At 68.8% G+C, this 19,575-nt stretch carries 21 protein-coding genes; 5 read left to right on the top strand and 16 right to left on the bottom strand.

Annotated elements, in window-relative coordinates; translation table 11 throughout:
* Nucleotides 1-47: 47 nt before the first annotated feature.
* Nucleotides 48-1,067 carry a polysaccharide deacetylase family protein gene (locus ACSQ12_RS01935; RefSeq protein WP_436064111.1) on the bottom strand — a complete coding sequence of 340 codons (1,020 nt, stop codon included), beginning with the start codon at nucleotides 1,065-1,067 and terminating at the stop codon, nucleotides 48-50.
* Nucleotides 1,068-1,155: 88 nt separating this feature from the next.
* Here ACSQ12_RS01935 and ACSQ12_RS01930 point away from each other — a divergent pair, with 88 nt between their 5' ends.
* The 3 genes from ACSQ12_RS01930 (at nucleotide 1,156) to ACSQ12_RS01920 (ending at nucleotide 4,330) form a co-directional block, all read left to right on the top strand.
* The gene (locus ACSQ12_RS01930; RefSeq protein WP_436064110.1) at nucleotides 1,156-1,482 is read left to right on the top strand and encodes an ArsR/SmtB family transcription factor; all 327 of its coding nucleotides are present in this window, start codon (nucleotides 1,156-1,158) and stop codon (nucleotides 1,480-1,482) included.
* Complete coding sequence (locus ACSQ12_RS01925; RefSeq protein WP_436064109.1) at nucleotides 1,479-2,180, top strand: cation diffusion facilitator family transporter; 702 nt, start codon at nucleotides 1,479-1,481, stop codon at nucleotides 2,178-2,180. The genes ACSQ12_RS01930 and ACSQ12_RS01925 overlap by 4 nt, the downstream gene beginning before the upstream one ends.
* Before the next feature lie 227 nt (nucleotides 2,181-2,407).
* Nucleotides 2,408-4,330 (top strand): heavy metal translocating P-type ATPase, encoded by a 1,923-nt coding sequence (locus ACSQ12_RS01920; RefSeq protein WP_436066911.1) that lies wholly within the window; start codon nucleotides 2,408-2,410, stop codon nucleotides 4,328-4,330.
* On the opposite strand, the gene ppsA is transcribed toward ACSQ12_RS01920, so the two are convergent.
* The 8 genes from ppsA to ACSQ12_RS01880 form a co-directional block, all read right to left on the bottom strand.
* Nucleotides 4,282-6,663 carry a phosphoenolpyruvate synthase gene (gene ppsA, locus ACSQ12_RS01915; protein WP_436064108.1) on the bottom strand — a complete coding sequence of 794 codons (2,382 nt, stop codon included), beginning with the start codon at nucleotides 6,661-6,663 and terminating at the stop codon, nucleotides 4,282-4,284. The genes ACSQ12_RS01920 and ppsA overlap by 49 nt on opposite strands.
* Nucleotides 6,656-9,448, bottom strand: a complete 2,793-nt coding sequence (locus ACSQ12_RS01910) for a cation-translocating P-type ATPase (RefSeq protein ID WP_436064107.1) — start codon at nucleotides 9,446-9,448, stop codon at nucleotides 6,656-6,658. The genes ppsA and ACSQ12_RS01910 overlap by 8 nt, the downstream gene beginning before the upstream one ends.
* Nucleotides 9,449-9,502: 54 nt before the next feature.
* Entirely contained in the window at nucleotides 9,503-10,324 is an 822-nt protein-coding gene (locus tag ACSQ12_RS01905) for a glycosyltransferase (RefSeq protein WP_436064106.1), read from the bottom strand.
* 52 nt (nucleotides 10,325-10,376) lie between these two features.
* Nucleotides 10,377-11,792: a PIG-L family deacetylase gene (locus ACSQ12_RS01900; protein WP_436064105.1), complete on the bottom strand. Its 1,416-nt coding sequence runs from the start codon at nucleotides 11,790-11,792 to the stop codon at nucleotides 10,377-10,379.
* Nucleotides 11,786-12,880, bottom strand: coding sequence for an acyl-CoA dehydrogenase family protein (locus tag ACSQ12_RS01895; RefSeq protein ID WP_436064104.1), 1,095 nt, complete (start codon nucleotides 12,878-12,880; stop codon nucleotides 11,786-11,788). The genes ACSQ12_RS01900 and ACSQ12_RS01895 overlap by 7 nt, the downstream gene beginning before the upstream one ends.
* Complete coding sequence (locus ACSQ12_RS01890; protein ID WP_209747902.1) at nucleotides 12,881-13,360, bottom strand: Dps family protein; 480 nt, start codon at nucleotides 13,358-13,360, stop codon at nucleotides 12,881-12,883. It lies immediately after the preceding gene.
* Between the two features lie 122 nt (nucleotides 13,361-13,482).
* On the bottom strand, nucleotides 13,483-14,160 hold the full coding sequence (locus ACSQ12_RS01885; protein ID WP_436064103.1) for an O-methyltransferase: 678 nt from the start codon (nucleotides 14,158-14,160) through the stop codon (nucleotides 13,483-13,485).
* A 67-nt stretch (nucleotides 14,161-14,227) separates the two neighbouring features.
* The gene (locus ACSQ12_RS01880; RefSeq protein ID WP_209747906.1) at nucleotides 14,228-14,590 is read right to left on the bottom strand and encodes a thiamine-binding protein; all 363 of its coding nucleotides are present in this window, start codon (nucleotides 14,588-14,590) and stop codon (nucleotides 14,228-14,230) included.
* Nucleotides 14,591-14,690: 100 nt separating this feature from the next.
* On the opposite strand from ACSQ12_RS01880, the gene ACSQ12_RS01875 reads away from it, so the two are divergent.
* A complete protein-coding gene (locus ACSQ12_RS01875; RefSeq protein WP_043477316.1) occupies nucleotides 14,691-15,326 on the top strand; it encodes a TetR/AcrR family transcriptional regulator in 636 nt (211 codons plus the stop codon).
* Here the strand turns inward: ACSQ12_RS01875 and ACSQ12_RS01870 are convergent.
* The 3 genes from ACSQ12_RS01870 to ACSQ12_RS01860 all read right to left on the bottom strand — a co-directional run bounded on the left by ACSQ12_RS01870 (nucleotide 15,309) and on the right by ACSQ12_RS01860 (nucleotide 17,196).
* Nucleotides 15,309-15,647, bottom strand: coding sequence for a hypothetical protein (locus ACSQ12_RS01870; RefSeq protein ID WP_436064102.1), 339 nt, complete (start codon nucleotides 15,645-15,647; stop codon nucleotides 15,309-15,311). The genes ACSQ12_RS01875 and ACSQ12_RS01870 overlap by 18 nt on opposite strands.
* 13 nt (nucleotides 15,648-15,660) lie before the next feature.
* Nucleotides 15,661-16,380 (bottom strand): GAF and ANTAR domain-containing protein, encoded by a 720-nt coding sequence (locus ACSQ12_RS01865; RefSeq protein ID WP_436064101.1) that lies wholly within the window; start codon nucleotides 16,378-16,380, stop codon nucleotides 15,661-15,663.
* A 78-nt stretch (nucleotides 16,381-16,458) separates the two neighbouring features.
* Entirely contained in the window at nucleotides 16,459-17,196 is a 738-nt protein-coding gene (locus tag ACSQ12_RS01860) for a GAF and ANTAR domain-containing protein (protein ID WP_436064100.1), read from the bottom strand.
* Nucleotides 17,197-17,328: 132 nt separating this feature from the next.
* Between ACSQ12_RS01860 and ACSQ12_RS01855 the strand changes: the two genes are divergently transcribed.
* Nucleotides 17,329-17,556, top strand: a complete 228-nt coding sequence (locus tag ACSQ12_RS01855) for a hypothetical protein (RefSeq protein ID WP_436064099.1) — start codon at nucleotides 17,329-17,331, stop codon at nucleotides 17,554-17,556.
* A gap of 6 nt (nucleotides 17,557-17,562) precedes the next feature.
* Here the strand turns inward: ACSQ12_RS01855 and ACSQ12_RS01850 are convergent, their stop codons facing one another.
* Genes ACSQ12_RS01850 through ACSQ12_RS01835 form a run of 4 tightly spaced genes read right to left on the bottom strand, consistent with a single transcriptional unit; the run spans nucleotide 17,563 to nucleotide 19,496 of the window.
* Complete coding sequence (locus ACSQ12_RS01850; RefSeq protein ID WP_436064098.1) at nucleotides 17,563-17,868, bottom strand: hypothetical protein; 306 nt, start codon at nucleotides 17,866-17,868, stop codon at nucleotides 17,563-17,565.
* A gap of 52 nt (nucleotides 17,869-17,920) precedes the next feature.
* Nucleotides 17,921-18,232: an AzlD domain-containing protein gene (locus ACSQ12_RS01845; protein ID WP_436064097.1), complete on the bottom strand. Its 312-nt coding sequence runs from the start codon at nucleotides 18,230-18,232 to the stop codon at nucleotides 17,921-17,923.
* A complete protein-coding gene (locus tag ACSQ12_RS01840) occupies nucleotides 18,229-19,005 on the bottom strand; it encodes an AzlC family ABC transporter permease (protein ID WP_436064096.1) in 777 nt (258 codons plus the stop codon). Before ACSQ12_RS01840 ends, ACSQ12_RS01845 begins: the two co-directional genes overlap by 4 nt.
* A complete protein-coding gene (locus tag ACSQ12_RS01835; RefSeq protein WP_436064095.1) occupies nucleotides 19,002-19,496 on the bottom strand; it encodes a DoxX family protein in 495 nt (164 codons plus the stop codon). The genes ACSQ12_RS01840 and ACSQ12_RS01835 overlap by 4 nt, the downstream gene beginning before the upstream one ends.
* Nucleotides 19,497-19,575 lie beyond the last annotated feature (79 nt).

The following is a 19,575-nucleotide window of genomic DNA, read 5'->3' as shown; positions in this document are numbered from 1 at the left end:
CGGCCCTGCCTGCCCAGTGGCATTGGGCCCATGTTCAGGGCGGCTGCCTATCCTGCAAGCAGGCTGTCCAGCGTGACGAAGCCGTAGCCGGCCTGGCGCATCCTCTCAATCATCTGCGGCAGGGCATCGGCGTCCAGGGTGGAGCCGTCGTCCGGGTTGGATCCGATGTGCATCAGGACGATTTCGCCCGGCTGCAGGGCGGACAGCGCGCGGTCCGCCACCAGCTGTGCCGTGATGCCGCCGCTGGTCCCCTTCCAGCCGAGGGTGTCCACGGACCAGCGCACCGGCACGTAACCCAGGTTGTTCACAGCTGCGATGGTGCGCGTGTCACGGGCACCGAACGGAAACCTGAACAAGGGACGGGGGTCCGCGCCGGCTGCCACTATTGACTGCTCCGCCGCGCGAACCTGGTCCCCGATCCCCGCGTCCGGCAGTCCGGTGAAGTCCGGGTGGGTCTGGGAGTGGTTGCCCACCCGGTGGCCGCCGGCCGCGATGGCAGCCACCCCGGCAGGATTGGCCGCGGCCCACGCCCCGGTCAGGAAGAACGTCCCGCGGACTCCGGCACCCGCCAGGGTCTGCAGGATTGACGGCAGGCCGGCCGAGTTGGCGCCCGCGTCGAACGTCAAGGCAACGGACGGCCCGGCACCGGGAACCAGCTCCACGTCCTGCCCGGCCAGGCCGGAAGGAAACGGGGCAACCGGCGGAGGGGACTGCGGTGCGGGCAGCGTCTCCGGCGGCGGTGTGGGGCCAGGCGCGACAGGGCCCGGATCGGTCGCTTCACCCGGACTTCCGGGCGAGGGGGACGGCGGGGGCTCCGACGACGCCCGGACCCCCGGGGCCGGGGTGGACGGCGTCGAAGACGGCGAAACGGAAGAGGTGGAGGAGGCCCCGCTTTCCGGCGGAGGACCGGTTTGCGGGGCCGGCCCCTGCGGCGCTCCGGCGAGGATCACGGCCAGCACAACCGCGGCGACGACAGCAACAGCCACCAGGACCACCGCCGCCAGCCGGCGGCGGCGCGGTTCGAGCGGAGGTTCGAGCGGAGGTTCGAGCGGAGGTTCGCCAGCCATGGTCAACCATGACAGCCGGAGCGCTGCCGCGCCTAGGGCTGAAGGGCCCGCCGTGGCGTTAATACATCAAAGGATGTACTTTGAAGCTGTGGAAACGCTCGCTCAGGCACCCGTACTCGCCCGCTTCGGCTACGCGGTCTCGGACCCGACCCGCGCCAGGATCCTGCTGGCCCTCTCCGGCGCCCCGGCCTACCCCTCCGATCTGGCGGACACCCTCGGGGTCTCCCGGCAGAGCATGTCAAACCATCTGACATGCCTTCGCGGCTGCGGCCTGGTGGTTGCCATTCCTGACGGTCGACGCAACCGGTATGAACTCGCGGACACCCGGCTGGGCCACGCGATAAAAGACCTGATTGGCGTGGTCCTCGCGGTTGATCCGTCCTGCTGCGCCCCGGACGGGGAGTGCTTCGCATGACGGCCCTGCTGACCGCACCAAGCCCGGAACGTCGCGCCGTACTGAGCCGGAGGATCCGGCTGTTCGCGGCCGCGACCATCACCTACAACCTCATCGAAGCTGTCGTGGCGCTCTGGGCCGGCGGGGCCGCTGACTCCTCGGCCCTGATCGGCTTCGGCCTGGACTCAGTCATCGAGGTGAGTTCTGCGTTGGCATTGTCCTGGCAGTTTTCCGCCAAAGACCCGGAACGGCGCGAGCACCTGACCCTGCGGATCATCGCCGTCTCCTTCTTCGCCCTCGCCGCGTTCGTCACCACAGACGCCGTCCGTGCATTAACCGGCGGGGACGAGCCGAGGCACTCAACGCCGGGCATAGTGATCGCGGCGCTGAGCCTGGCGATCATGCCCGTGCTGTCCTGGGCCCAGCGACGCGCAGGCCGGGAACTCGGTTCCCGGACAGCCGTGGCCGATTCCAAACAAACGCTGCTCTGCACCTACCTTTCCGCCGTGCTGCTGGTGGGCCTGGTCCTGAACAGCGCCTTGGGCTGGTGGTGGGCGGATGCCGGGGCCGCCTTGGTCATCGCCGGCATCGCGGTCCGGGAGGGCATCAATGCCTGGCGTGGCGAATCCTGCTGCGGCGGCTGCGCGCCGGACAGCAAGTCCACACCCGTCGTCGTGGCGCTCGGAACGAAACCGGTTGATCGTCGGCCCCTGGCGTAGCCGTCGAACGTGCGCACCGCACGCCACCCTGGGAAACATCACACCGTGACGTTTCAAGGACCTATTCCCCTACCCTCGCAGCCCGGGTTCAATGGAGTGTTACCCCTGGGTGTGCGCAGGCCAAGTGTGCCCATGCCAGGAGTGCCGTGGCGTGCCAGCTATCCAGACAAAGGCGGGATCCACCTGTGAAACTTGTTCTCCGGTATCCGCTCGTTGCGGGCACGGTGATGGCGTTGCTTGCTGTCGCCGTCCTGGTGACGTCCGGCCAGCCGGTGATCGCCCGGTTTGCCGCCAGCGGCTATGCCCTCGCGGTGGCCGCGTATCTGTCCCTCGGGATGCTGCGGCGGCTGCGCCAAGGGCACTGGGGCATCGATATCCTGGCTGTGACAGCGATTGTCAGCACCGTGCTGGTGGGCGAATTCATTGCCTCCATGATCATCGTGCTGATGATGGCCGGCGGCACGGCCCTTGAGGATTACGCGGCCGGCAGGGCGAAGAGCGAACTCAGCGCGCTGCTGGCGCGCGTCCCGCAGACAGCGCACCGGGAGCGGAACGGCGGCGGCAACGGCGCGCACAAGAACGCCGGCGCCCCCAACGGCGGCGCGAACGGCGCTGCCAGCAACGGCGTCGTCGAAAACGGTGCCCACGAGGACGTCGCGGCCACCGACGTCCGGGTGGGAGACATCCTGCTGGTCAAGCCCGGCGAGGTCGTCCCGCTGGACGGTGTGCTGCTTTCCGACGCCGGCACGTTCGACGAATCCTCACTCACCGGTGAAAGCCTGCCGGTGGAACGCACCGCGGGCGAGGGCATCATGAGCGGTTCCGTCAACGGCGAGGCCGCGGTCCGGATGCGCGTCACCGCCGTCATGGCGGACTCGCAGTACAGCCGGATCGTTGAACTCGTGAAGGAGGCGTCGGAGAGCCGCGCCCCCATGGTGCGCCTGGCCGACCGTTACGCCATTCCCTTCACCGCGTTCGCCTATGCGCTGGGCGCCATCGCCTGGATCGTCAGCGGCAGCCCCACTCGCTTCGCCGAAGTACTGGTGGTGGCAACTCCCTGCCCGCTGCTCATCGCGGCGCCGGTGGCTTTCCTGGGCGGTATGAGCCAGGCAGCCAAGGCCGGCATCATCGTCAAGTACGCCGGAGTCCTGGAGCAGCTCGGCAAGGTCCGCACCGCCGCCTTCGACAAGACCGGAACCCTCACCTACGGCCGGCCCTCCCTGGTGGCCATCGTGACGGCCGATTCCATGGGCCAGGACGAACTGCTCCGGCTGGCGGGTTCCGCTGAACAGTACTCCTCCCACGTCCTGGCGGCGTCCGTGATGGAGGCAGCCACCTCACGCGACCTCCGGTTCGAGACCGCCAGCGAGGCGCTCGAACATGCCACGCACGGGGTGCGCGCCGTGTTCGACGGCCGCGAAGTCGTGGTGGGCAAGCCCGCCTTCGTGGCAGAGTACGCGCCCGGCGTCGTGGAAACGGAACTGGTCAGCGGCCAGCTGGCAATCTACGTCGGCGTCGGCGGGGTGTACGTCGGGGCCCTGGTCATGAGCGACCCGCTGCGCGCCGAGGCCCGCCGGACGCTGGCTGAGCTGACCGCGCTGGGGGTCACCGAAACGGTGATGCTGACCGGCGACGCCCTGGCCACGGCCCAACACATCGCCGCCGAGGTGGGCCTCACGGACGTCCGTGCCGAATGCCTGCCGCCGGACAAAGTGGAAGCGGTGAAGTCCCTTCCGCTGCGTCCCGTGATGATGGTGGGCGACGGCGTCAACGACGCCCCCGTCCTGGCGGTGGCCGACGTCGGAATCGCCATGGGTGCACGCGGTTCCACCGCGGCCGGCGAGTCTGCCGACGTCGTGATCATCCTTGACGACCTGTCCAAGGCGGCGCACGCGGTGCGGATCGGGCAGCGCACTGTCAGGGTGGCGATGCAAAGCATCTGGATCGGCATCGTGCTGAGCGTGGGGCTCATGGTGGCCGCGGCTGCGGGCTTCGTGCCGGCCATCGCCGGCGCCCTGTCGCAGGAACTGGTGGACCTGGCCACCATCCTCAACGCGCTGCGCGCGCTGAGCCCGGGCCGGCACCCGGCACCGCCCACAGGTCAGGCCGACGCCTCCACGTCCGCGATCACCCGCACGGTCTTGAGGTAGCTGTCCGGATTGAGCGAGATGGAGTCGATGCCTTCCCCCACCAGGAAGGCCGCGAAGTCCGGATGGTTGCTGGGCCCCTGGCCGCAGATTCCAATCTTGATTCCGGCTGCGTGCGCCTTGCGGATGGCTTCGCTGATCATGGCAGTGACGGCCTCATCGCGTTCGTCGAAAAGGGCTGCCAGCTGCTCGGAGTCCCGGTCCACGCCCAGGACCAGTTGCGTGAGGTCGTTGGAACCGATGGAGAAGCCGTCGAACTTGGGGGCGAACTTCTCGGCCAGGACCACGTTGGAGGGGATCTCGCACATCATGTACACCTGCAGGCCGTTTTCGCCGCGGACCAGGCCGTTCTCCGCCATGACGGCCAGCACGCGGTCCGCTTCGCCGGGTGTGCGGCAGAACGGGATCATCACTATGACGTTGCCGAAGCCGATGGTTTCCCGCACCCGTTTGAGGGCGGCGCACTCCAGCGCGAAACCTTCCCGGTAGCGTTCGTCGTAGTACCGGGATGCACCGCGGAAGCCCAGCATGGGGTTCTCTTCGGGCTGTTCGAAGGAGCTGCCGCCGATCAGGTGTGCGTACTCGTTGGTCTTGAAGTCGCTGAGCCTGACGATCACCGGATGCGGGTGGTACGGCGCTGCGATTTTGGCGATCCCCAGCGCCAGCGCCTCCACGAAGTACTCCCGCGGGTCCGCGTAGCCGCTGGTCAGCTCCTTGATCTGCCGGGCTTCGTCAGCGTCAGTGACGCGCTCCGGATGGACCAGCGCCATCGGATGGACCCGGATCAGGTTGCTGATGATGAACTCCATCCGGGCCAGGCCCACCCCTGCTGCCGGCAGCCGCCACCACTGGAACGAGGCCCCCGGGCTGGCGATGTTCACCATCACGGCGGTGCGGGTGGCGGGAAGGGCGCCAAGGTCCACGTCCTCGGTATCGAACGGGACTGTGCCTTCGTACACCCGGCCCTGGTCCCCTTCCGCGCAGCTGAGCGTCACCGCCTGGCCCTCGCCCAGGACGCTGGTTCCGTTTCCGGTTCCGACGACGGCGGGAACGCCCAGCTCGCGGCTCACGATCGCCGCGTGGCTGGTGGTGCCGCCGTGGTCCGTGACGATCCCGGAGGCCCGTTTCATCACCGGCACCCAGTCCGGGTCCGTCATCTCGGTGACCAGGATGGCGCCGTCGCGGAAGGAGTCGATGTCCCGGGTACTACGGATGACGCACGCCGTGCCCTGCGCGATCGAATCGCCGATCGCTGCGCCGGAGGCCAGGACTTTGCCCGTGCCGCGGAGGTGATGGATGGTGAAGCGCGTCCCGCTCTTGCGCGCCTGCACGGTTTCGGGCCGCGCCTGCACCATGAACAGTTCCCCGGTGGCGCCGTCGCGGGCCCATTCCATGTCCATGGGGCGGCCGTAGTGGTCCTCCACCGTCACCGCCCAGCGCGCCAGGTCCAGGATTTCGGGGTCGCCCAGCACGAACGAACTCCGCTCCTCCGCCGACGTTTCCACCGTCCGGGTCCGCGCGTGGCCGCCCCGGCTGTAGACCATCTTGCGGGCTTTGGAACCGAGGGTTTTCTCAATGATCGGAGCCAGGCGGGGGTCCGCCAGGAGCGGCTTGAAAACCACGTATTTGTCCGGGTTGATACTGCCCTGGACCACGGTTTCGCCGAGGCCCCAGGCGGCGCTGATCACGGCCGCACGGGGGAAGCCCGAATCGGTGTCGATGGAAAACATCACGCCGGAGGCGCCGACGTCGGACCTCACCATCCGCTGCACCCCGATGGAAAGGGCCACGTCCAGGTGGTCGAAACCCTTGACCTCCCGGTAGCTGATGGCGCGGTCCGTGAAGAGCGATGCGTAGCAGCGCCGGCAGGCGTCCAGGAGTTCGCGTTCCCCGGAGATGTTCAGGAACGTCTCCTGCTGCCCGGCGAAGCTTGCGTCCGGCAAGTCCTCCGCCGTGGCGCTGCTGCGGACGGCAACGGAGAGCCGGTCCAGTCCCGCCCGTTCGGCGAGGGTGCGGTAATGGCTGCGGATTGACTCGGCGATGTCCTCCGGGAATTCGCTGTCCAGGAACAGCTCGCGGATGGCCTCGCCCGTGGACCGCAGCGTCGTCTCGCCGGCCCGGTACTCCGCGATCCGGGCACGCATGGCGGCGTCGATGCCGTTGGCTTCGATGAAGGTGCGGTAGGCGGCCGCCGTAGTGGCGAAGCCGTCCGGCACCCGCACTCCGCGGGACTTCAGCGAGCGCGTCATCTCCCCCAGCGAGGCGTTCTTGCCGCCCACCTGGGGCACATGCTCCATGCCGATCTCGTCGAACCACACCACGTGGCTTTCAGTCATGACTGCTCCCGCCGCTTGCTCCATGGATTGATCCTCGTTTGCCCGTCTCCCGCGGGTCAGAGGCTTTGGACCTCACCTGCCGCTGCACGGCCGGCGGGACGGCCGGCCGCCCGGCTGGCGGGACCAGAGGCCGGTCCGGAGCGGCAGGGCCAGGTCCGCGGCGCCGGATGATCTTGTAGATCCAGTCCGCAACGATGACGGCGGGCATGGCGGCGAGCGCCACGGCCAGGCCCCCGGGCGACGGCGGCGCGTGGCCCAGCAGTGTGGCGACGGGACCGATGAACAGGAACACCGCCAGCAGTCCCAGCTCCGCCAGCACGGCCCAGAGCAGCAGCCGGTTGCTGAACCAGCCCAGCCGCCACGGCGGGGCGGAGGCGCTGCGGCAGGCGAAGGCGTTGGCGAGCTGTGCCAGGACCACGGTGGTGAACGCGGCACCCGAGGCGGCCATCAGCACATCCGACGCCGGCAGTTCCGCGCCGGGGCGCCACCCCGCACCCAGGAGCACGGCGGTGTACGCGGTCATCTCGAAGAGGGCTTCCACCGGCCCCAGGAGACCGAACACCCGGAACATCAGGGCCCGGTCCATCAGGTGCCTCCGCTCCGGCGGCCGTTTGAGCGCGCCCTTGCTGGGGGCCTCGCTGCCCAGGGCCAGCGCCGGGAGCAGGTCGGTGCCGATGTCCAGGGCCAGGATTTGCAGCACGCTCAGCGCCAGCGGGAAGCGGCCGCCGGAGAGCGCCCAGATAACGAACGGGGTGAGCTCGGCGACGTTGTCCGTCAGGTGGTAGGTCAGGAACCGCCGGATGTTCGCGTACGTGGCACGGCCTTGCTCCACTGCGGCGATGATGGTGGCGAAGTCGTCATCCAGGAGCACGAGGTCCGCCGCCTCGCGGGCGACGTCCGTGCCGCTCAGCCCCATGGCCACGCCGATGTCTGCCTGCTGGAGGGCCGGGCCGTCGTTGACGCCGTCGCCGGTCATGGCCACCACGTGGCCCCTGAGCTGGAGCAGGCGGGCCACCCGGAGTTTCTGTTCGGGCGTGACCCGGCTGACCACAACGCCGTCGCGGTCCAGCAGGGCGGTCAGGACGGCGTCGTCCTCCGGCAGGGTGTGTCCCTCCAACACCAGCTCGGGTGATCCGATCAGCCCGGTTTCCCGGGCGATGGCGGCGGCGGTGAAGGCGTGGTCGCCGGTGACCATGGCCACCTTGATTCCCGCATCGCGGGCGGCCTCGAGTGCCAGCCGGACTTCGGCCCGGGGCGGGTCATGCAGGCCGATCAGGCCCAGCAGCGTCAGATCCTGCTCAACCGCCTCCAGCTTGAAGCTGGCACCGGGCGGGCCGGGCAGTGGCCGCTCCGCCACGGCCAGGACCCGCAGGCCGTGGGAGGCCATCCGGTCGACCATCTGCCGGGCCCGGTCCGCGCCTTCCGGGCCGCACAGCGGAATCACGGACTCCGGGGCGCCCTTGACATAAAGAGTGGTGCCCACGATGGCGGACTCCCGCAGCCGGCGCGGATCGAAGGCAAAGCGGTGCGACACCTCGAGCTCGTCGGGTTTCTGCCCGGGAGCTGCCAGCCGGGTGGCGAGCGCATCAATGGCGGCCTCCATCGGGTCGCCCTCGGCGATCCATTTGCCCTCGTGGAGCACCGCGCGGCCTACGGAAGCGGCCAATGCAGCAGTGCTGAGGTGCCGGGCCTCCCCGGCTCCGCCCCCGGTGACCTCGGCCTCGGGTCCGTACCCCGCGCCGATGACGCTGAGCACCCCTTCCGGGGTCCAGACCTCGACGGCGTTCATCCGGTTCTGGGTCAGCGTGCCGGTCTTGTCCGTGCAAATGAAAGTGGTGGAGCCGAGGGTTTCCACCGCTTCCAGGTTCCGGACCAGGGCGTTGCGCTGCGCCATCCGCTGTGCCCCGACGGCCAGGGACAGCGTGACCGTGGGCAGCAGGCCTTCGGGCACGAGCGCCACGCCCACTCCGATCGCGAACAGGAACGCGTCCCGCCAGGAAATGCCGACCAGCAGCGAGAGCACAAAAAACAGCACACCGATGCCCAGGGCCATCGTGGCGGTGATCCGGACAATGCGCTGCAGTTCCCGGGCCAGCGGGGTGGGCGGCGCCTTGACCTGGCCGGTGAGGGCGGCGATTTCGGCGAGCCGGGTGTCACCGCCGGTGACCATGACGATGCCTTCCGCCTCGCCGTTGACCAGGAAGGTCCCGCCGAACACGGTGTCCCCCGGGGCCTTGGCCAGGGGTTCGCTTTCGCCGGTGAGCATTGACTCGTCCACGGAGCACCCTGCGGCCAGTGCCAGCCGGAGATCCGCCGGTACCCGGTCACCCGCCACCAGCACTACGGCGTCGTCCGGCACCAGTTCGGTGGTGTGGACTTTGACGATGCGGTTGTCCCGGCGGACCGACACCATGGCCGGAAGCAGCTCGCGGAGCTTGGAGGCGGCATGCTGTGCCCGCTCCTGCTGGATGTAGGCGAACACCCCGTTCACCACCACCACCACCACGATAGCCACGGCAAGCTGCGGCATTCCGGCGATGTAGGCCAGCACTGCTGCGCACCAGAGCATGATGGCAAAGAAGTGGGTCATCTCGGCCAGCAGCCTGCGCCAGCCCGGGACGGCGCGGGCCTGCGGCAGCCGGTTGGGTCCCGCCTTCCGCAGCCGGAGGGCGGCCTCCTCGGAGCTGAGTCCGGCGGGCCGCGGCAACGCACCGGCACCGGCACCCGGAATCACAGCCGCAGCCTGCCATTCACGGGCAGCACCGGACACGTGGAACCACGGCATTCACGGGGAACCCCATGGATCGAGGATGCGGTCTTGGAGGTCAGGCTCCTAGGGTCAAAGGTCACCACTGTCGCGGGGCAGCTCCAGCGAGGGCACGTCCCGCACCGGCAGCTCCAGTGCCAGCGCCCGGAGGTAGGCGCCGAACCCCTGGGGTGCGCGGGCATGCGTGCGGCCCGATGTCAGCACCCGGATGGTGTCCGTGGCCTGCACCGTGTAGGCCTGTTTGCGCAGGTTTTCCACCAGGATCCGGTCCTCGTGGACGCGTCTGCGGGGAAAGCCGCCGGCCGCGAAGTAGGCCGAGGCGCGGACACCGAAGTTGGCGCCGTAGATGTGCGGATGGTCCTCCCTGAACGGGTGCCGCTCCAGCCACCGGCGCAGGATCGCGGGCTCCGTGCCGGCGGGGTCCGGCTCTACGGATCCCAGGACGGCGTCGGCACCGGCGTCGGCCAGTTCAACCTGGCGCACCAGCCAATTCCGCGGAACGGCGGAGTCGGCGTCGGTGTTGGCCAGCCAGATGCGTCCGGTCCGCAGCCCCGGGGTGATTCCGGCGGCCAGGACTCCGGCGGCGCGGCTTGCCCCGGTGCTTCCCAGCCTGACCTGCACGGCCGCGAACCGCGGATCGGCGGCAACGTAGCCGGAAGCGATGTCCGCGGACCGGTCAGTGCAGCTGTCGAGCACCACGGTGATGGCCGCCTCCACCTCGGGGCGTTCGCGTTGCAGCGTGTCGGCGGCGGCCCGGAGCGCCGCCAGCGCCCGGTCAAGGTGCTGGTCCTCGTTGTGGGCCGGCATCACCACCACCACCCGCTCGATGCCCTGCCCGGACCGGACCTCCGCCGCAGGATGGTCCCCTGCCCGTTCCGTCATCTCGCTGGTCATCTCAGGTCGCTGCCCGTCTCAGGTCGCTGGTCATCTCAGGTCACTGCCCATCTCAGGGTGCGTCCGGACCGCTGGCAGGAAGCGGTTCCGGTGCAGCGGCTCCGGCGTGGGGCCCGTCCGGGGCAACCAGGACTTCCAGGACGAAGTCCTTCTCCCTGTACAGCCCTTCGGTGGGCCAGCGGAGCTGCTGCCGCGCCATGGCATGGACGGCGTCCCCGTCGAGTTCCCAGCCTGATACCGGGTGCCGCCAGTGGCAGAGCACCAGGGTCCCGCCGGGGTTCAGCGAGCTTTCCACCTGCGCGAACAGTTCCGCCAGCTCCTCCGCGGTCAGGTAGTACCCCGTCTCTGACACCACCACCAGGTCGAAGCGCCCCTCCGGCCAGTGCTGCGGAACAGTGAGGTGCAGGGTCCGGGCGGAGGGATGTCCGGAGAGGCGATCCGCAGCCCGGGCCAGGGCGGTGCTGCTGGCGTCAACCGCCACGAACTCCCGGCAGCGGGCCGCCAGTTCCACGCTGAGCGTGCCGATGGAACAGCCGACTTCCAGCCCGGATTCGTAGTTTGCCTGCGGCAGGATGGCCAGGGTGAGCGCCCGCTTCCGCCGTTCGTACCAGCTGGTGGTGTAGCTCCAGGGGTCGGTGTTGCCGCTGTGCACGGCGTCGAAGATCTGCTCGGCGTCGCCCGCGCTGTTGGTTCCGCCGGCGGGCCGGTGCCACGCGAATGTTTCCCAGGCACGGGAGAAATGGTCCAGGAAGCTCCCGGCAAGAAGTGCCTCGTCGCCGGGCTGGTCGGACAGCGGTTGTGTCTGCGAGGCGTGCGCCAGGAGGGCCGCGGCTTTGGCCCGCTGCTCGTCCGGAGTGAGCGGCACACGGACCCAGGACTGCCAGGCAGGGTCCTCAGGTGATGCCCACAACCAGTACCAGACCGGGTATTCCAGCAGGCCGTGCCCGCCCTGCGCCGCCACGTCTGCGGCCACGGCGCCCAGGACGTCGTGGTCCGTGTGGCCGTCGGAGCGGTACGGCGCCACGATCGCCACCTGGTTCGCCGGGCGGCCGGACGCTTCGATGGTCTCCCGGACGGCGGCAGCAATGCGGTCCCGGTCGGCGTCAAGGTGGCCGTCCCGGAAGTGCAGGAACTGCCGGGTCGCCCCGGGGGCCAGCCCGGACACAGCGGCCCGGAACTCATTGAGCCGGACGGCGGCCAGCTGTTCCGGCGTCGTGGTCGGGGAGTCCGGGTGCGACGCCTCCCCGGCCGTGCAAAGCAGCACGTCCACAGCCGCGCCGGCGGCGTGCAGCCGGGACAGTAATCCTCCGGCGCCCAGGGTTTCATCGTCCGGATGAGCCGCCAGCACAATGAAGGTCATGGCGGCGAGTTCGCCCGGGTCCAGGGGAAGCTCGGGGAGGACGGACAGGCCGCTGGCCTCCCATTCGGACTCGGCAGTGCCGGTGTCCGCGTGCGAGAAGGTCACCATGAGCGGTCCCCTTTCAAGGTCAGGGCACCAAGCTGGGCGTCATCGCGCATGGCGTGGTGCTGCCGGATGTACAGCGACAGGTCGGCCATGCGCTTTCCGTACGCTTCGTTGAAGGCCAGGGGGCCCGGGCCCAGGTTCTGTGCCACCACCGTCTGGACGCGTTCGACGGCGGCGGCAACGGTTCCGCGCACGCGCAGTGCTTCGCTCCACGCGCCGGAGCCGGACAGTTCACCGGCGTCGATCCGCTCGGCCGTCCGGGCCAGGTAGCCGGCCAGGGAGGTGATGATGCGGTCGGTTTCACCCAGGTGGGCCAGGGCTATCTGGTCGGGTTCACGCCCCTTGTCCGCGGCGGCGGCCAGCGCGGCGCTGAAGTCGCGGGCCACGGCAACGGCTCCGCCGAACCAGCACGCCGCCACGCCCATGCCGCCCCAGGCGAAGCCCGGGCGCTGGAAGTACCAGCCTGCTCCGCCCACCGGCACGGCGCTGACGCCGTCAAAGTGCACGGTGCCGCTGGGAATTTCGCGCAGGCCCCGGCTGGTCCACTGCGGGGTCTCGCAGGAAACCCCGGGCGCATGCAGGTCGACGGCGAAGGCGGCCCGGCCGCCGTCGGCGAGGTGTGCGGTCAGCACAGCACCGTCGAGCCGGGCAGCGAGCGAGCACCAGGGCTTGGAACCGTTAAGGACGTATTTCCCGGTGCCGTCCGCCGTGGCGTCTAGCCGCAGCCCCGGCCCCTCCGCAGCAAACACGCCCCAGGCTCCGTCGGCAGGTTCGACTGCAGCCCCGCCCGTGGCCGGGACCTCTTCCCCGGCTTGGAAACCGGCCTGGGCGAGGATGGCGACGGCGTCAAGGTGCGGTTCGAACACCCGGCCGGCGGCCACGTCCACGGCAGTCACGGACGCCAGCAGTTCCCAGAGCCGCGCCGTGCCGCCTTCGCCGGAGCGGGGCGCTGTCCGTCCGACGTCACGCGCCAGTTCCAGCAGCGCCGGCACATCTCCCGCTGCGTGGTCCACGGCCCCAAGCAGCGGCGCCATCGCCCCAAGCCGTTGCGGCGTCGAACTGATCCGCACTGCCCGCGCTTCTGGCTTCATTCAGTCTTCATCCGGCACTGTGACCGGGGCCTTCGCCGACATGGTCTCGGCGTTAACCATCCACGCCAGCTGTTCCAGCCGCGAAATCCCGGCGTGAAGCAGGTCGGCGCTGGTGGGATCTTCCTCGTCCACCTCGTCATGGACGTCCCGCATGGTCTTCACGGTCCGCTCCAGCCGGGCGGTGATCAGTTTGACGGCGTCCTTGGTGGCGGTGAGTCCCTCGGGGAACTGTTCCAGCCGGGTGTCGGCTGATACCGTGGCGCTCCTGCCGTCGGGCAGCGCGTGCAGGGCGCGCATGCGCTCGGCGGTTTCATCCGCGAACAGCCGCACGCTGGTGACAATTTCGTCGAGCTGCAGGTGGAGGTCGCGGAAGTTGGTTCCCACAATGTTCCAGTGTGCCTGCTTGCCTTGGACGTGGAGTTCGATCAGGTCCGTCAGGACCATCTGGAGATTGCTGGCAAGAGTCGGTGAAGCCTTCATTTCTTCCTCCGGTGCAGGCAGTGCGGGACTGGGCCATCCCGCGTTAGCTTATTCTAAGCATACTTAGCATTTAGGCGGGACGCGGCCGGTCCGGTGACAGCGGGAATCCCGTCCGGCGTCACTCAGCGCACCACGGCCAGCGCAAAGCCGTCCCAGCCCTTCGAGCCCACGGTCTGCATGACCGTCCCGTCCAGGCGCGGGTCCCCGCCGATCATTTCCAGGGCGCTGATGATTCCAGGCGCGTTGACGTCGTCCATGGACGGATCAAGCAGCGCGCCCTCCCACACCACGTTGTCCATCACGATCACGGTGCCCGGCCGGCCCAGCCTGATGGCCCAGTCCAGGTACTTCGGATTGTTTTCCTTGTCCGCGTCGATGAACACAAAATCGAAGGGTCCGCGGCCGTCGTCCTTCAGCCCCGGAAGTGTGTCCAGTGCGGCCCCCACCCGGATGTCCACCTTGTGCCCCACCCCCGCGGCGTCCACGTTCGCGCGCGCCACACGGGCGTGTTTGGGGAGGTATTCGCACGTGACGAGTACGCCGTCGTCGGGCAGTCCCTGGGCCATCCAGATGGTGCTGAAGCCGGCCAGCGTGCCGATCTCCAGGACGCGCCGGGCGCCGGAAAGCTGCACCAGCAGCTTGAGCAGCTTGCCTGCGTTCGGCGCCACTTCGATGGGCGGCATGCCGGCGTCGGCGGCGGTAGTCACGGCCCGCGTGAGGGGGCTGCCGGGACGGACCACGACGTTCGTCAGATACTCCTCAACCGCCACCCACCGGGGCTCGGGCCTGTGCTCAACCATGGGGCCAGTCTGGCAGTTGCCGCTGCCCGCGGGAAGGGCAGGCGGCGGCGGAAATCAGATGGGCAAGTCAGCCTGCGTCAGCGATGGCCGTTTCCAGCCGTTCCACTTTGGCGGTGAGCTCACCGGAATAGCCGGGGCGGATGTCGGCCTTGATGACCAGCGACACGCGGCTGCCGAAGCGTCCCACGGCCTCGGTGGCCTCCTTGACCACGGCGAACACCTCGTCCCACTCACCTTCGATCGTGGTGAACATGGAATCCGTATGGTTCGGCAGGCCTGAGTCCCGGACAATCTTGACGGCGGCAGCGACGGCGTCGTGCACTGAAGCGTCTGCGGAGGCCGCGTCTTCCAACGCAGTGGAATCGGTGGTGGAATCGCCCGCCAGGCGGGCCGGCCGGCCGGAGGGTGCAACGGAGAATGCGAGCAACATGGACCCAGTCTGCCACAGCGGCGAACGTCATATAGGAGTACATTCGGCGCTACCAATCAGTAACCCGGGCGCTCAGCGCCTGCGTTGCTAACCTTGAAAAATGAACCTCGCAGTGGAACGCAAGCCCCTTCGTGCGGATGCTGCGCGCAATGTGGACAAGATCATCACCGCCGCCCGGAAGTGCTTCCGTGAGTACGGCCCCGACGTGCCGCTTCAGACCATCGCCGTAACGGCCGGCGTCGGACCCGCAACCTTGTTCCGGAACTTTGCGGACAAGGAGCAGCTGGTCCTTGCCGCACTCAACCGCCAGCTCCGCCTGATGGTCGACCCAGTGATCGATGACGCCCTGGCCGGCCCTGATGCCGCCGCCGGGCTGTTCCGCGTGATCGATGCGCTGATGGCGGCGGCCAGCGAGGATGCCAACCTGCTCGGAGCCGTGGCCGGACGCCGCGGGCTGCTGACCGGTATCACCGGCAGCCTCTTTGAGTCGGTGGCTGTCCTGCTGGGCCGCGGCCAGGCCCAGGGAACCCTGCGGACCGACATCTCCATGACGGACGTCATCCGCCTGCTGGCCATGCTGATCGGCGTCGTGGACACCATGGAACCGGGATCCGATGCGTGGCGGCGCCCCGTGGCGCTGGTGGAGGATGCCATCCGCACCGAGCGCCCGCGCCGGCCCCTTCCGCCGCAGTCCCCGCTGCCGGGCACGGCCTTCGATTCAGTCGTCCTGGCCTGATTCGACCTCCGTCTGGTCCGTTTCGTCATGGGTCCGGTCGTCGTGCAGCCGGCCGGCGTCCTCGGACCCGCGGCTGTACGGCGCCCTGCCGTCCGGGGCATGGATCTCGTCCAGTCGCTCGTTCAAGGCATGGGCCAATATGTCCCGCTGCAGGGCCGGCAGCGCGATGGCACCGTGGATGTAGGCCTCGATTTCAAACTGGCCGGCAATGCCGCCAATGCTGAAATACCTCAGCCACAGTTCTTCAACGGTGATGTCGGCATTCCGGAGCATCTCCTCAAAGCAAAGCCTCTGCTCATCTTCGTCCTTGCCCAGGGCCAAAACGCACCCCCGCTCACCGGGGCGGCTGGGTGGAGGACACCAGCTCGGAGGACACGTCACGCAGCGACCTCCTGGCCCGCCGCGACTCCATCAGGAGGTCTTGCATGGCGGTGTCCTCGTCCAGGCCGTGCCGGGCCATGAGTATTCCCTTGGCCACGGCGATGATCTCGCGGTGGGCCAGTGCGTCTCGGAGATCCTCACTCAGCGTCCGCGCGCTCTCACGCGCCTGCACGTTGATCAGGAAGATGGTTGCCTGCGCCGCGAAGAGCTCCAGCAGGCGCACCGTGGTGTGGTCGAAGCTGTTCTCCGGGCGGCCGTAGATCTTCACGGAGCCCAGGGCGGACTCTCCGGCGAGCAACGGAGCACTGACGGAAGACCGCAGTCCCAGCTCGGCCGCGGCGCAGGCCCACTCAGGCCAGCGCCGGTCATGCAGTACGTCACTGACCAGCACGGGCTCGCCGCTGGCCCAGGCAAGAAGGCACGGGCCCTGGCCCAGCTCGTACTGGCGTTCGTCGGCAACCTGGACCATACGGCTGGACGCACTCGCTGTATGTTTCCGGCCGTCAGCGTCGATCAGGGTGACGCCCGCGCCCGCGGCGCCGGGCACGGCCAATTCGGCGGCGGCAGTGATGAGCTCGAGTGCCCTGGATACCGTCTCGTCCGTCAGCAGGAGCTCGGAGGCGCGGGCAAAAATGGCCGCCAGTTCGTCTGCAAGGGGTAGTTTCACCGCCATGGCCGCACCCATTCCACTGCTATGCCGCCCTTCGCGCGTTGACTGGAACTGTTAAAAGCATAGCCGCAGGGGCCTCCGTCAGCCGCTGAAGTGGGTGGCTCCCGGCATGGTGTTGAAGTTTCGCAGCAGGTCCTCTGCCACGGCCCGGAGCTTGACGTTGCGGTTGTTGGAAACCTTGCTCAGGATCGCGAATGCCTCAGCCTGCGTGCAGCGGCTCTGGCCCATGACAATTCCCGAGGCGAGGTTGATGCTGGTGCGCGACCTCAGCGCCTCGAGGAGGTCGTCGTTGAGGTCCCTCGAGGCGCCGATGCGCACGGCCAGCCGCACGGCTTTGCCGGCACGGGCGGCGAAGGCTTCACAAATCACGATTGCCTCGTCGTCGAACGCCCCTGCCTCGGGGGCGAAGAACGCTATGGATGCGGCGGCGTCCGGATCCAGCTGCAGCGGGAGGGCCAGGACGCTTAGCTGGCCCGCCTTTACCACGGCTCGGTTGTAGCGCGGCCAGCGGGAGTCGGCCCGGGCATCGGGTACGGAAACCGTCGCCCCGGCTTCAAGGGCCGCCAGCGACGGACTGAGGCCTGTGGCCCGCTGGATTTCCCCCAGCAGCCGCGCGCCGGGTCCGCTTCCGGCGGAGGCCTCGGACCGCCTCGAGCGGACCAGCGTGACGGCGCACAGCACGGGCAGTCCGGTGGTCTTGCCGATGAAGCCGGCGGAGAAGACGGACAGCTCCGTGAGGAAGTCCTGCACGTCGGTGCTTTCCAGAACCAGGTCCTGCAGCCGCTCAGCCAGATACTGGCCCAACCGGGCGCCGGTCATGCCCGGCCCCCGGCGCTGCTTCTTATGGAGGTTACGCAGTCAGCCACGGTATCGCTTTTTGGAGTTCGACATGGTTTACGAACTACGTACAGCCTTCCCTCCGGCGCGGCCATGACATGCCAGCAGCTTGCCTTGCTTATGAACGGCGACGCCGATCCGCTGCTGGTAATGTCGGCGGCCAGCACCTCCGAACTGCAGGCCCTCACGGACGCCCTGTTCAAGGACCTGGACACGTCCCATCCCGTGTTTGGGGCGCAGGTCTGGTACGACCTCGCCCTGGAGGAGCTGGAAAACAGGGTCAACGGAGCCTCCCCACAGGCCGACGGTGTCACTGGTGCAGATTCGGTGGGCGAAGCCTAGGCTGCGTCATTCCGCCGGTCTGTTGACGGCCTGGCCTTCATCAGGGGCTTCTCCGTCTGTTGCCGCCTCGCCGCTGGGTGGCGCCTCGCCTTCCTGGGCCGGATGCGTCTCCCTTTGGTGGGCCTTCATGTGTTCCTCGTGCAGGTGGTCTGCTTCCTGAAGATGCTGCTGCAGTTTCTCCTCGGCATCCCTGCGGCGGCGGGACATCTCACGCATTTCACGGGTGGATTCGGATCCCGGCGATGGCACATAGGGCCTGGATTTGGGGTCTCTTTCGGCAGCAGGAACCAAGGGCGCTTGTTCTTCGCTCATGGTGGCATCCTTCCACAGCATGCTGGGCACTGCTAGGGCCTAAAGGCCGTCGTTAGCTCCAGCCCAGCATCCTCAGCCCGGCCGCTGCGCCAGCCCCGGCCAGGACCACCACCAGGAACGGCGCCCGGAACCAAAGCGCAATTCCGGCCGCAGCCAGTGCGCCCGCCCGGGCGTCAAAGGCCAGCGCCTGGCCCGATGCCACCGCGTTCACGACGGTGAGCGATGCCAGCAGCCCGATGGTCATGGTGCCGGCAATCCGGGACATCTGCGGGTTGCGCAGGAGGCTGGCGGGGACCAGATAGCCCAGAAGCTTCCAGGCGTAGCCAAGGAGGCAGGCCAGCAGCAGCCACAGCCAAAGATTCATTTCGCGGCACCTCCCGTATCGGGGTGCCGACGCAGGTGAGCGCCTTCGTCCCGCTGCCCGTGGTGGTGTTCGGCATAGGGGTCCACGTCAGGCTCCAGGCCTTCGTCGCTCCGTCCGTGGCTGAACCAGCCGATCGCAGCGGCCACAAAAGCCGCTATCAGGATGGGAACTCCCGCGGGCACGAACGGCACCGCCAGTACCGTGGCCAGGGCGCACACCACGGCGATCGCCACCGGCTCGCGGCCCTTGAGCCGCGGCCAGAGCAGGCCGAGGAAGGCTGCTACCGCGGCGCCGTCGAGCCCCCACTGCCTGGGATCCCCCAGGGCGCCGCCTGCCAGTGCCCCGACGGCAGTGAACACATTCCACAGCACGAAGATGCCGATGCCGGCCGTCCAGAATCCGCGCTTTTGCTCTCCCGGGTCGGTTTGCCCGGTGCTGGTGGCGGTTGACTCGTCGATGGTGACGTGCGCCGCGGCATACTTCCGCCACCCGCGCGGCTGCAGCAGCGCGTTGAGCTGCATGCCGTAGATACCGTTGCGCATGCCCAGGAGCGTGGCCGCCCCCATGGCGGCCACCCCCGACCCGCCGCCCGCCACCACGCCGATGAACGCGAACTGCGAACCGCCGCTGAACAGCAGCAGGCTCAGCGCCATGGTCTGCCAGAAGTCCAGCCCGGACGTCACGCCCAGCGCCCCGAAGGATACCCCGTAAAGCCCCGTGGCGACGCTGATGGACAGCCCCACACGCACGGCCGGGGATTGAAGCAGCTTCATGCCGGCAGGCCGGCAACGGGGCCGCCGGCAGGCGTCCCCAGGCCAGCCTTCCCCAGGGCCGTTTTCCGCAGGCTCCAGGCCCAGAGGATCAGCGGCACCTGGAGCGGCAGCCGCGCGGTGTGCACCTTCCGCTGCCCCGGGCTCCCGGCCGGACCGTACGCCCGGCGCAGGGCGTCGACGTGCCCGGCAAGGAACACTGTGAACATCGCGGCGATGCCCCCGGCGGCGGCTTTGCGGGTGGCCGGGATCAGGAGTCCGACGGCGGCACCAGCCTCGAGCAGTCCGCTGACCGCCACCCATTCATCGCGGGTCATCACGGCGCACGGGCCGTTGGGACGGGTGCCTGAGTCGTCACGGCACAGGAAATCGGGAACCACCTGATGGAAGAAGGCGGGATCTCGGAAATGCTTCATGGCGCTGGTCAGCAGCAGGGCGCTCATGGCAGCCGCTGAGAGTCTCTGTGTGGCCCGGGCGGACCAGGTGAATGGCATGAATCCATGCAACCACAGCCGCGGACAGCCCGGTAAACGGGACTTTCCGCCCGTGTCAGGAGCCACAGCGCGGCGTAGC

This window comes from Arthrobacter sp. LjRoot14, assembly GCF_964253905.1.
Taxonomy (GTDB): domain Bacteria; phylum Actinomycetota; class Actinomycetes; order Actinomycetales; family Micrococcaceae; genus Arthrobacter.
This window is presented reverse-complemented; position numbering and strand designations above follow the sequence as displayed.

What these genes read in the sequence shown, in the direction of transcription:
- ACSQ12_RS01900 (WP_436064105.1), bottom strand. Translation starts at nt 11,792, where the DNA reads ATGGTGACCTTCTCGCACGCGGACACCGGCACTGCCGAGTCCGAATGG.
- ACSQ12_RS01875 (WP_043477316.1), top strand. Translation starts at nt 14,691, where the DNA reads ATGAACCTCGCAGTGGAACGCAAGCCCCTTCGTGCGGATGCTGCGCGC.
- ACSQ12_RS01925 (WP_436064109.1), top strand. Translation starts at nt 1,479, where the DNA reads ATGACGGCCCTGCTGACCGCACCAAGCCCGGAACGTCGCGCCGTACTG.
- ACSQ12_RS01880 (WP_209747906.1), bottom strand. Translation starts at nt 14,590, where the DNA reads ATGTTGCTCGCATTCTCCGTTGCACCCTCCGGCCGGCCGGCCCGCCTG.
- ACSQ12_RS01910 (WP_436064107.1), bottom strand. Translation starts at nt 9,448, where the DNA reads ATGCCGTGGTTCCACGTGTCCGGTGCTGCCCGTGAATGGCAGGCTGCG.
- ppsA (WP_436064108.1), bottom strand. Translation starts at nt 6,663, where the DNA reads ATGACTGAAAGCCACGTGGTGTGGTTCGACGAGATCGGCATGGAGCAT.
- ACSQ12_RS01840 (WP_436064096.1), bottom strand. Translation starts at nt 19,005, where the DNA reads ATGAAGCTGCTTCAATCCCCGGCCGTGCGTGTGGGGCTGTCCATCAGC.
- ACSQ12_RS01835 (WP_436064095.1), bottom strand. Translation starts at nt 19,496, where the DNA reads ATGCCATTCACCTGGTCCGCCCGGGCCACACAGAGACTCTCAGCGGCT.
- ACSQ12_RS01865 (WP_436064101.1), bottom strand. Translation starts at nt 16,380, where the DNA reads ATGGCGGTGAAACTACCCCTTGCAGACGAACTGGCGGCCATTTTTGCC.
- ACSQ12_RS01935 (WP_436064111.1), bottom strand. Translation starts at nt 1,067, where the DNA reads ATGGCTGGCGAACCTCCGCTCGAACCTCCGCTCGAACCTCCGCTCGAA.
- ACSQ12_RS01890 (WP_209747902.1), bottom strand. Translation starts at nt 13,360, where the DNA reads ATGAAGGCTTCACCGACTCTTGCCAGCAATCTCCAGATGGTCCTGACG.
- ACSQ12_RS01850 (WP_436064098.1), bottom strand. Translation starts at nt 17,868, where the DNA reads ATGAGCGAAGAACAAGCGCCCTTGGTTCCTGCTGCCGAAAGAGACCCC.
- ACSQ12_RS01920 (WP_436066911.1), top strand. Translation starts at nt 2,408, where the DNA reads ATGGCGTTGCTTGCTGTCGCCGTCCTGGTGACGTCCGGCCAGCCGGTG.
- ACSQ12_RS01905 (WP_436064106.1), bottom strand. Translation starts at nt 10,324, where the DNA reads ATGACCAGCGAGATGACGGAACGGGCAGGGGACCATCCTGCGGCGGAG.
- ACSQ12_RS01885 (WP_436064103.1), bottom strand. Translation starts at nt 14,160, where the DNA reads ATGGTTGAGCACAGGCCCGAGCCCCGGTGGGTGGCGGTTGAGGAGTAT.
- ACSQ12_RS01895 (WP_436064104.1), bottom strand. Translation starts at nt 12,880, where the DNA reads ATGAAGCCAGAAGCGCGGGCAGTGCGGATCAGTTCGACGCCGCAACGG.
- ACSQ12_RS01860 (WP_436064100.1), bottom strand. Translation starts at nt 17,196, where the DNA reads ATGACCGGCGCCCGGTTGGGCCAGTATCTGGCTGAGCGGCTGCAGGAC.
- ACSQ12_RS01845 (WP_436064097.1), bottom strand. Translation starts at nt 18,232, where the DNA reads ATGAATCTTTGGCTGTGGCTGCTGCTGGCCTGCCTCCTTGGCTACGCC.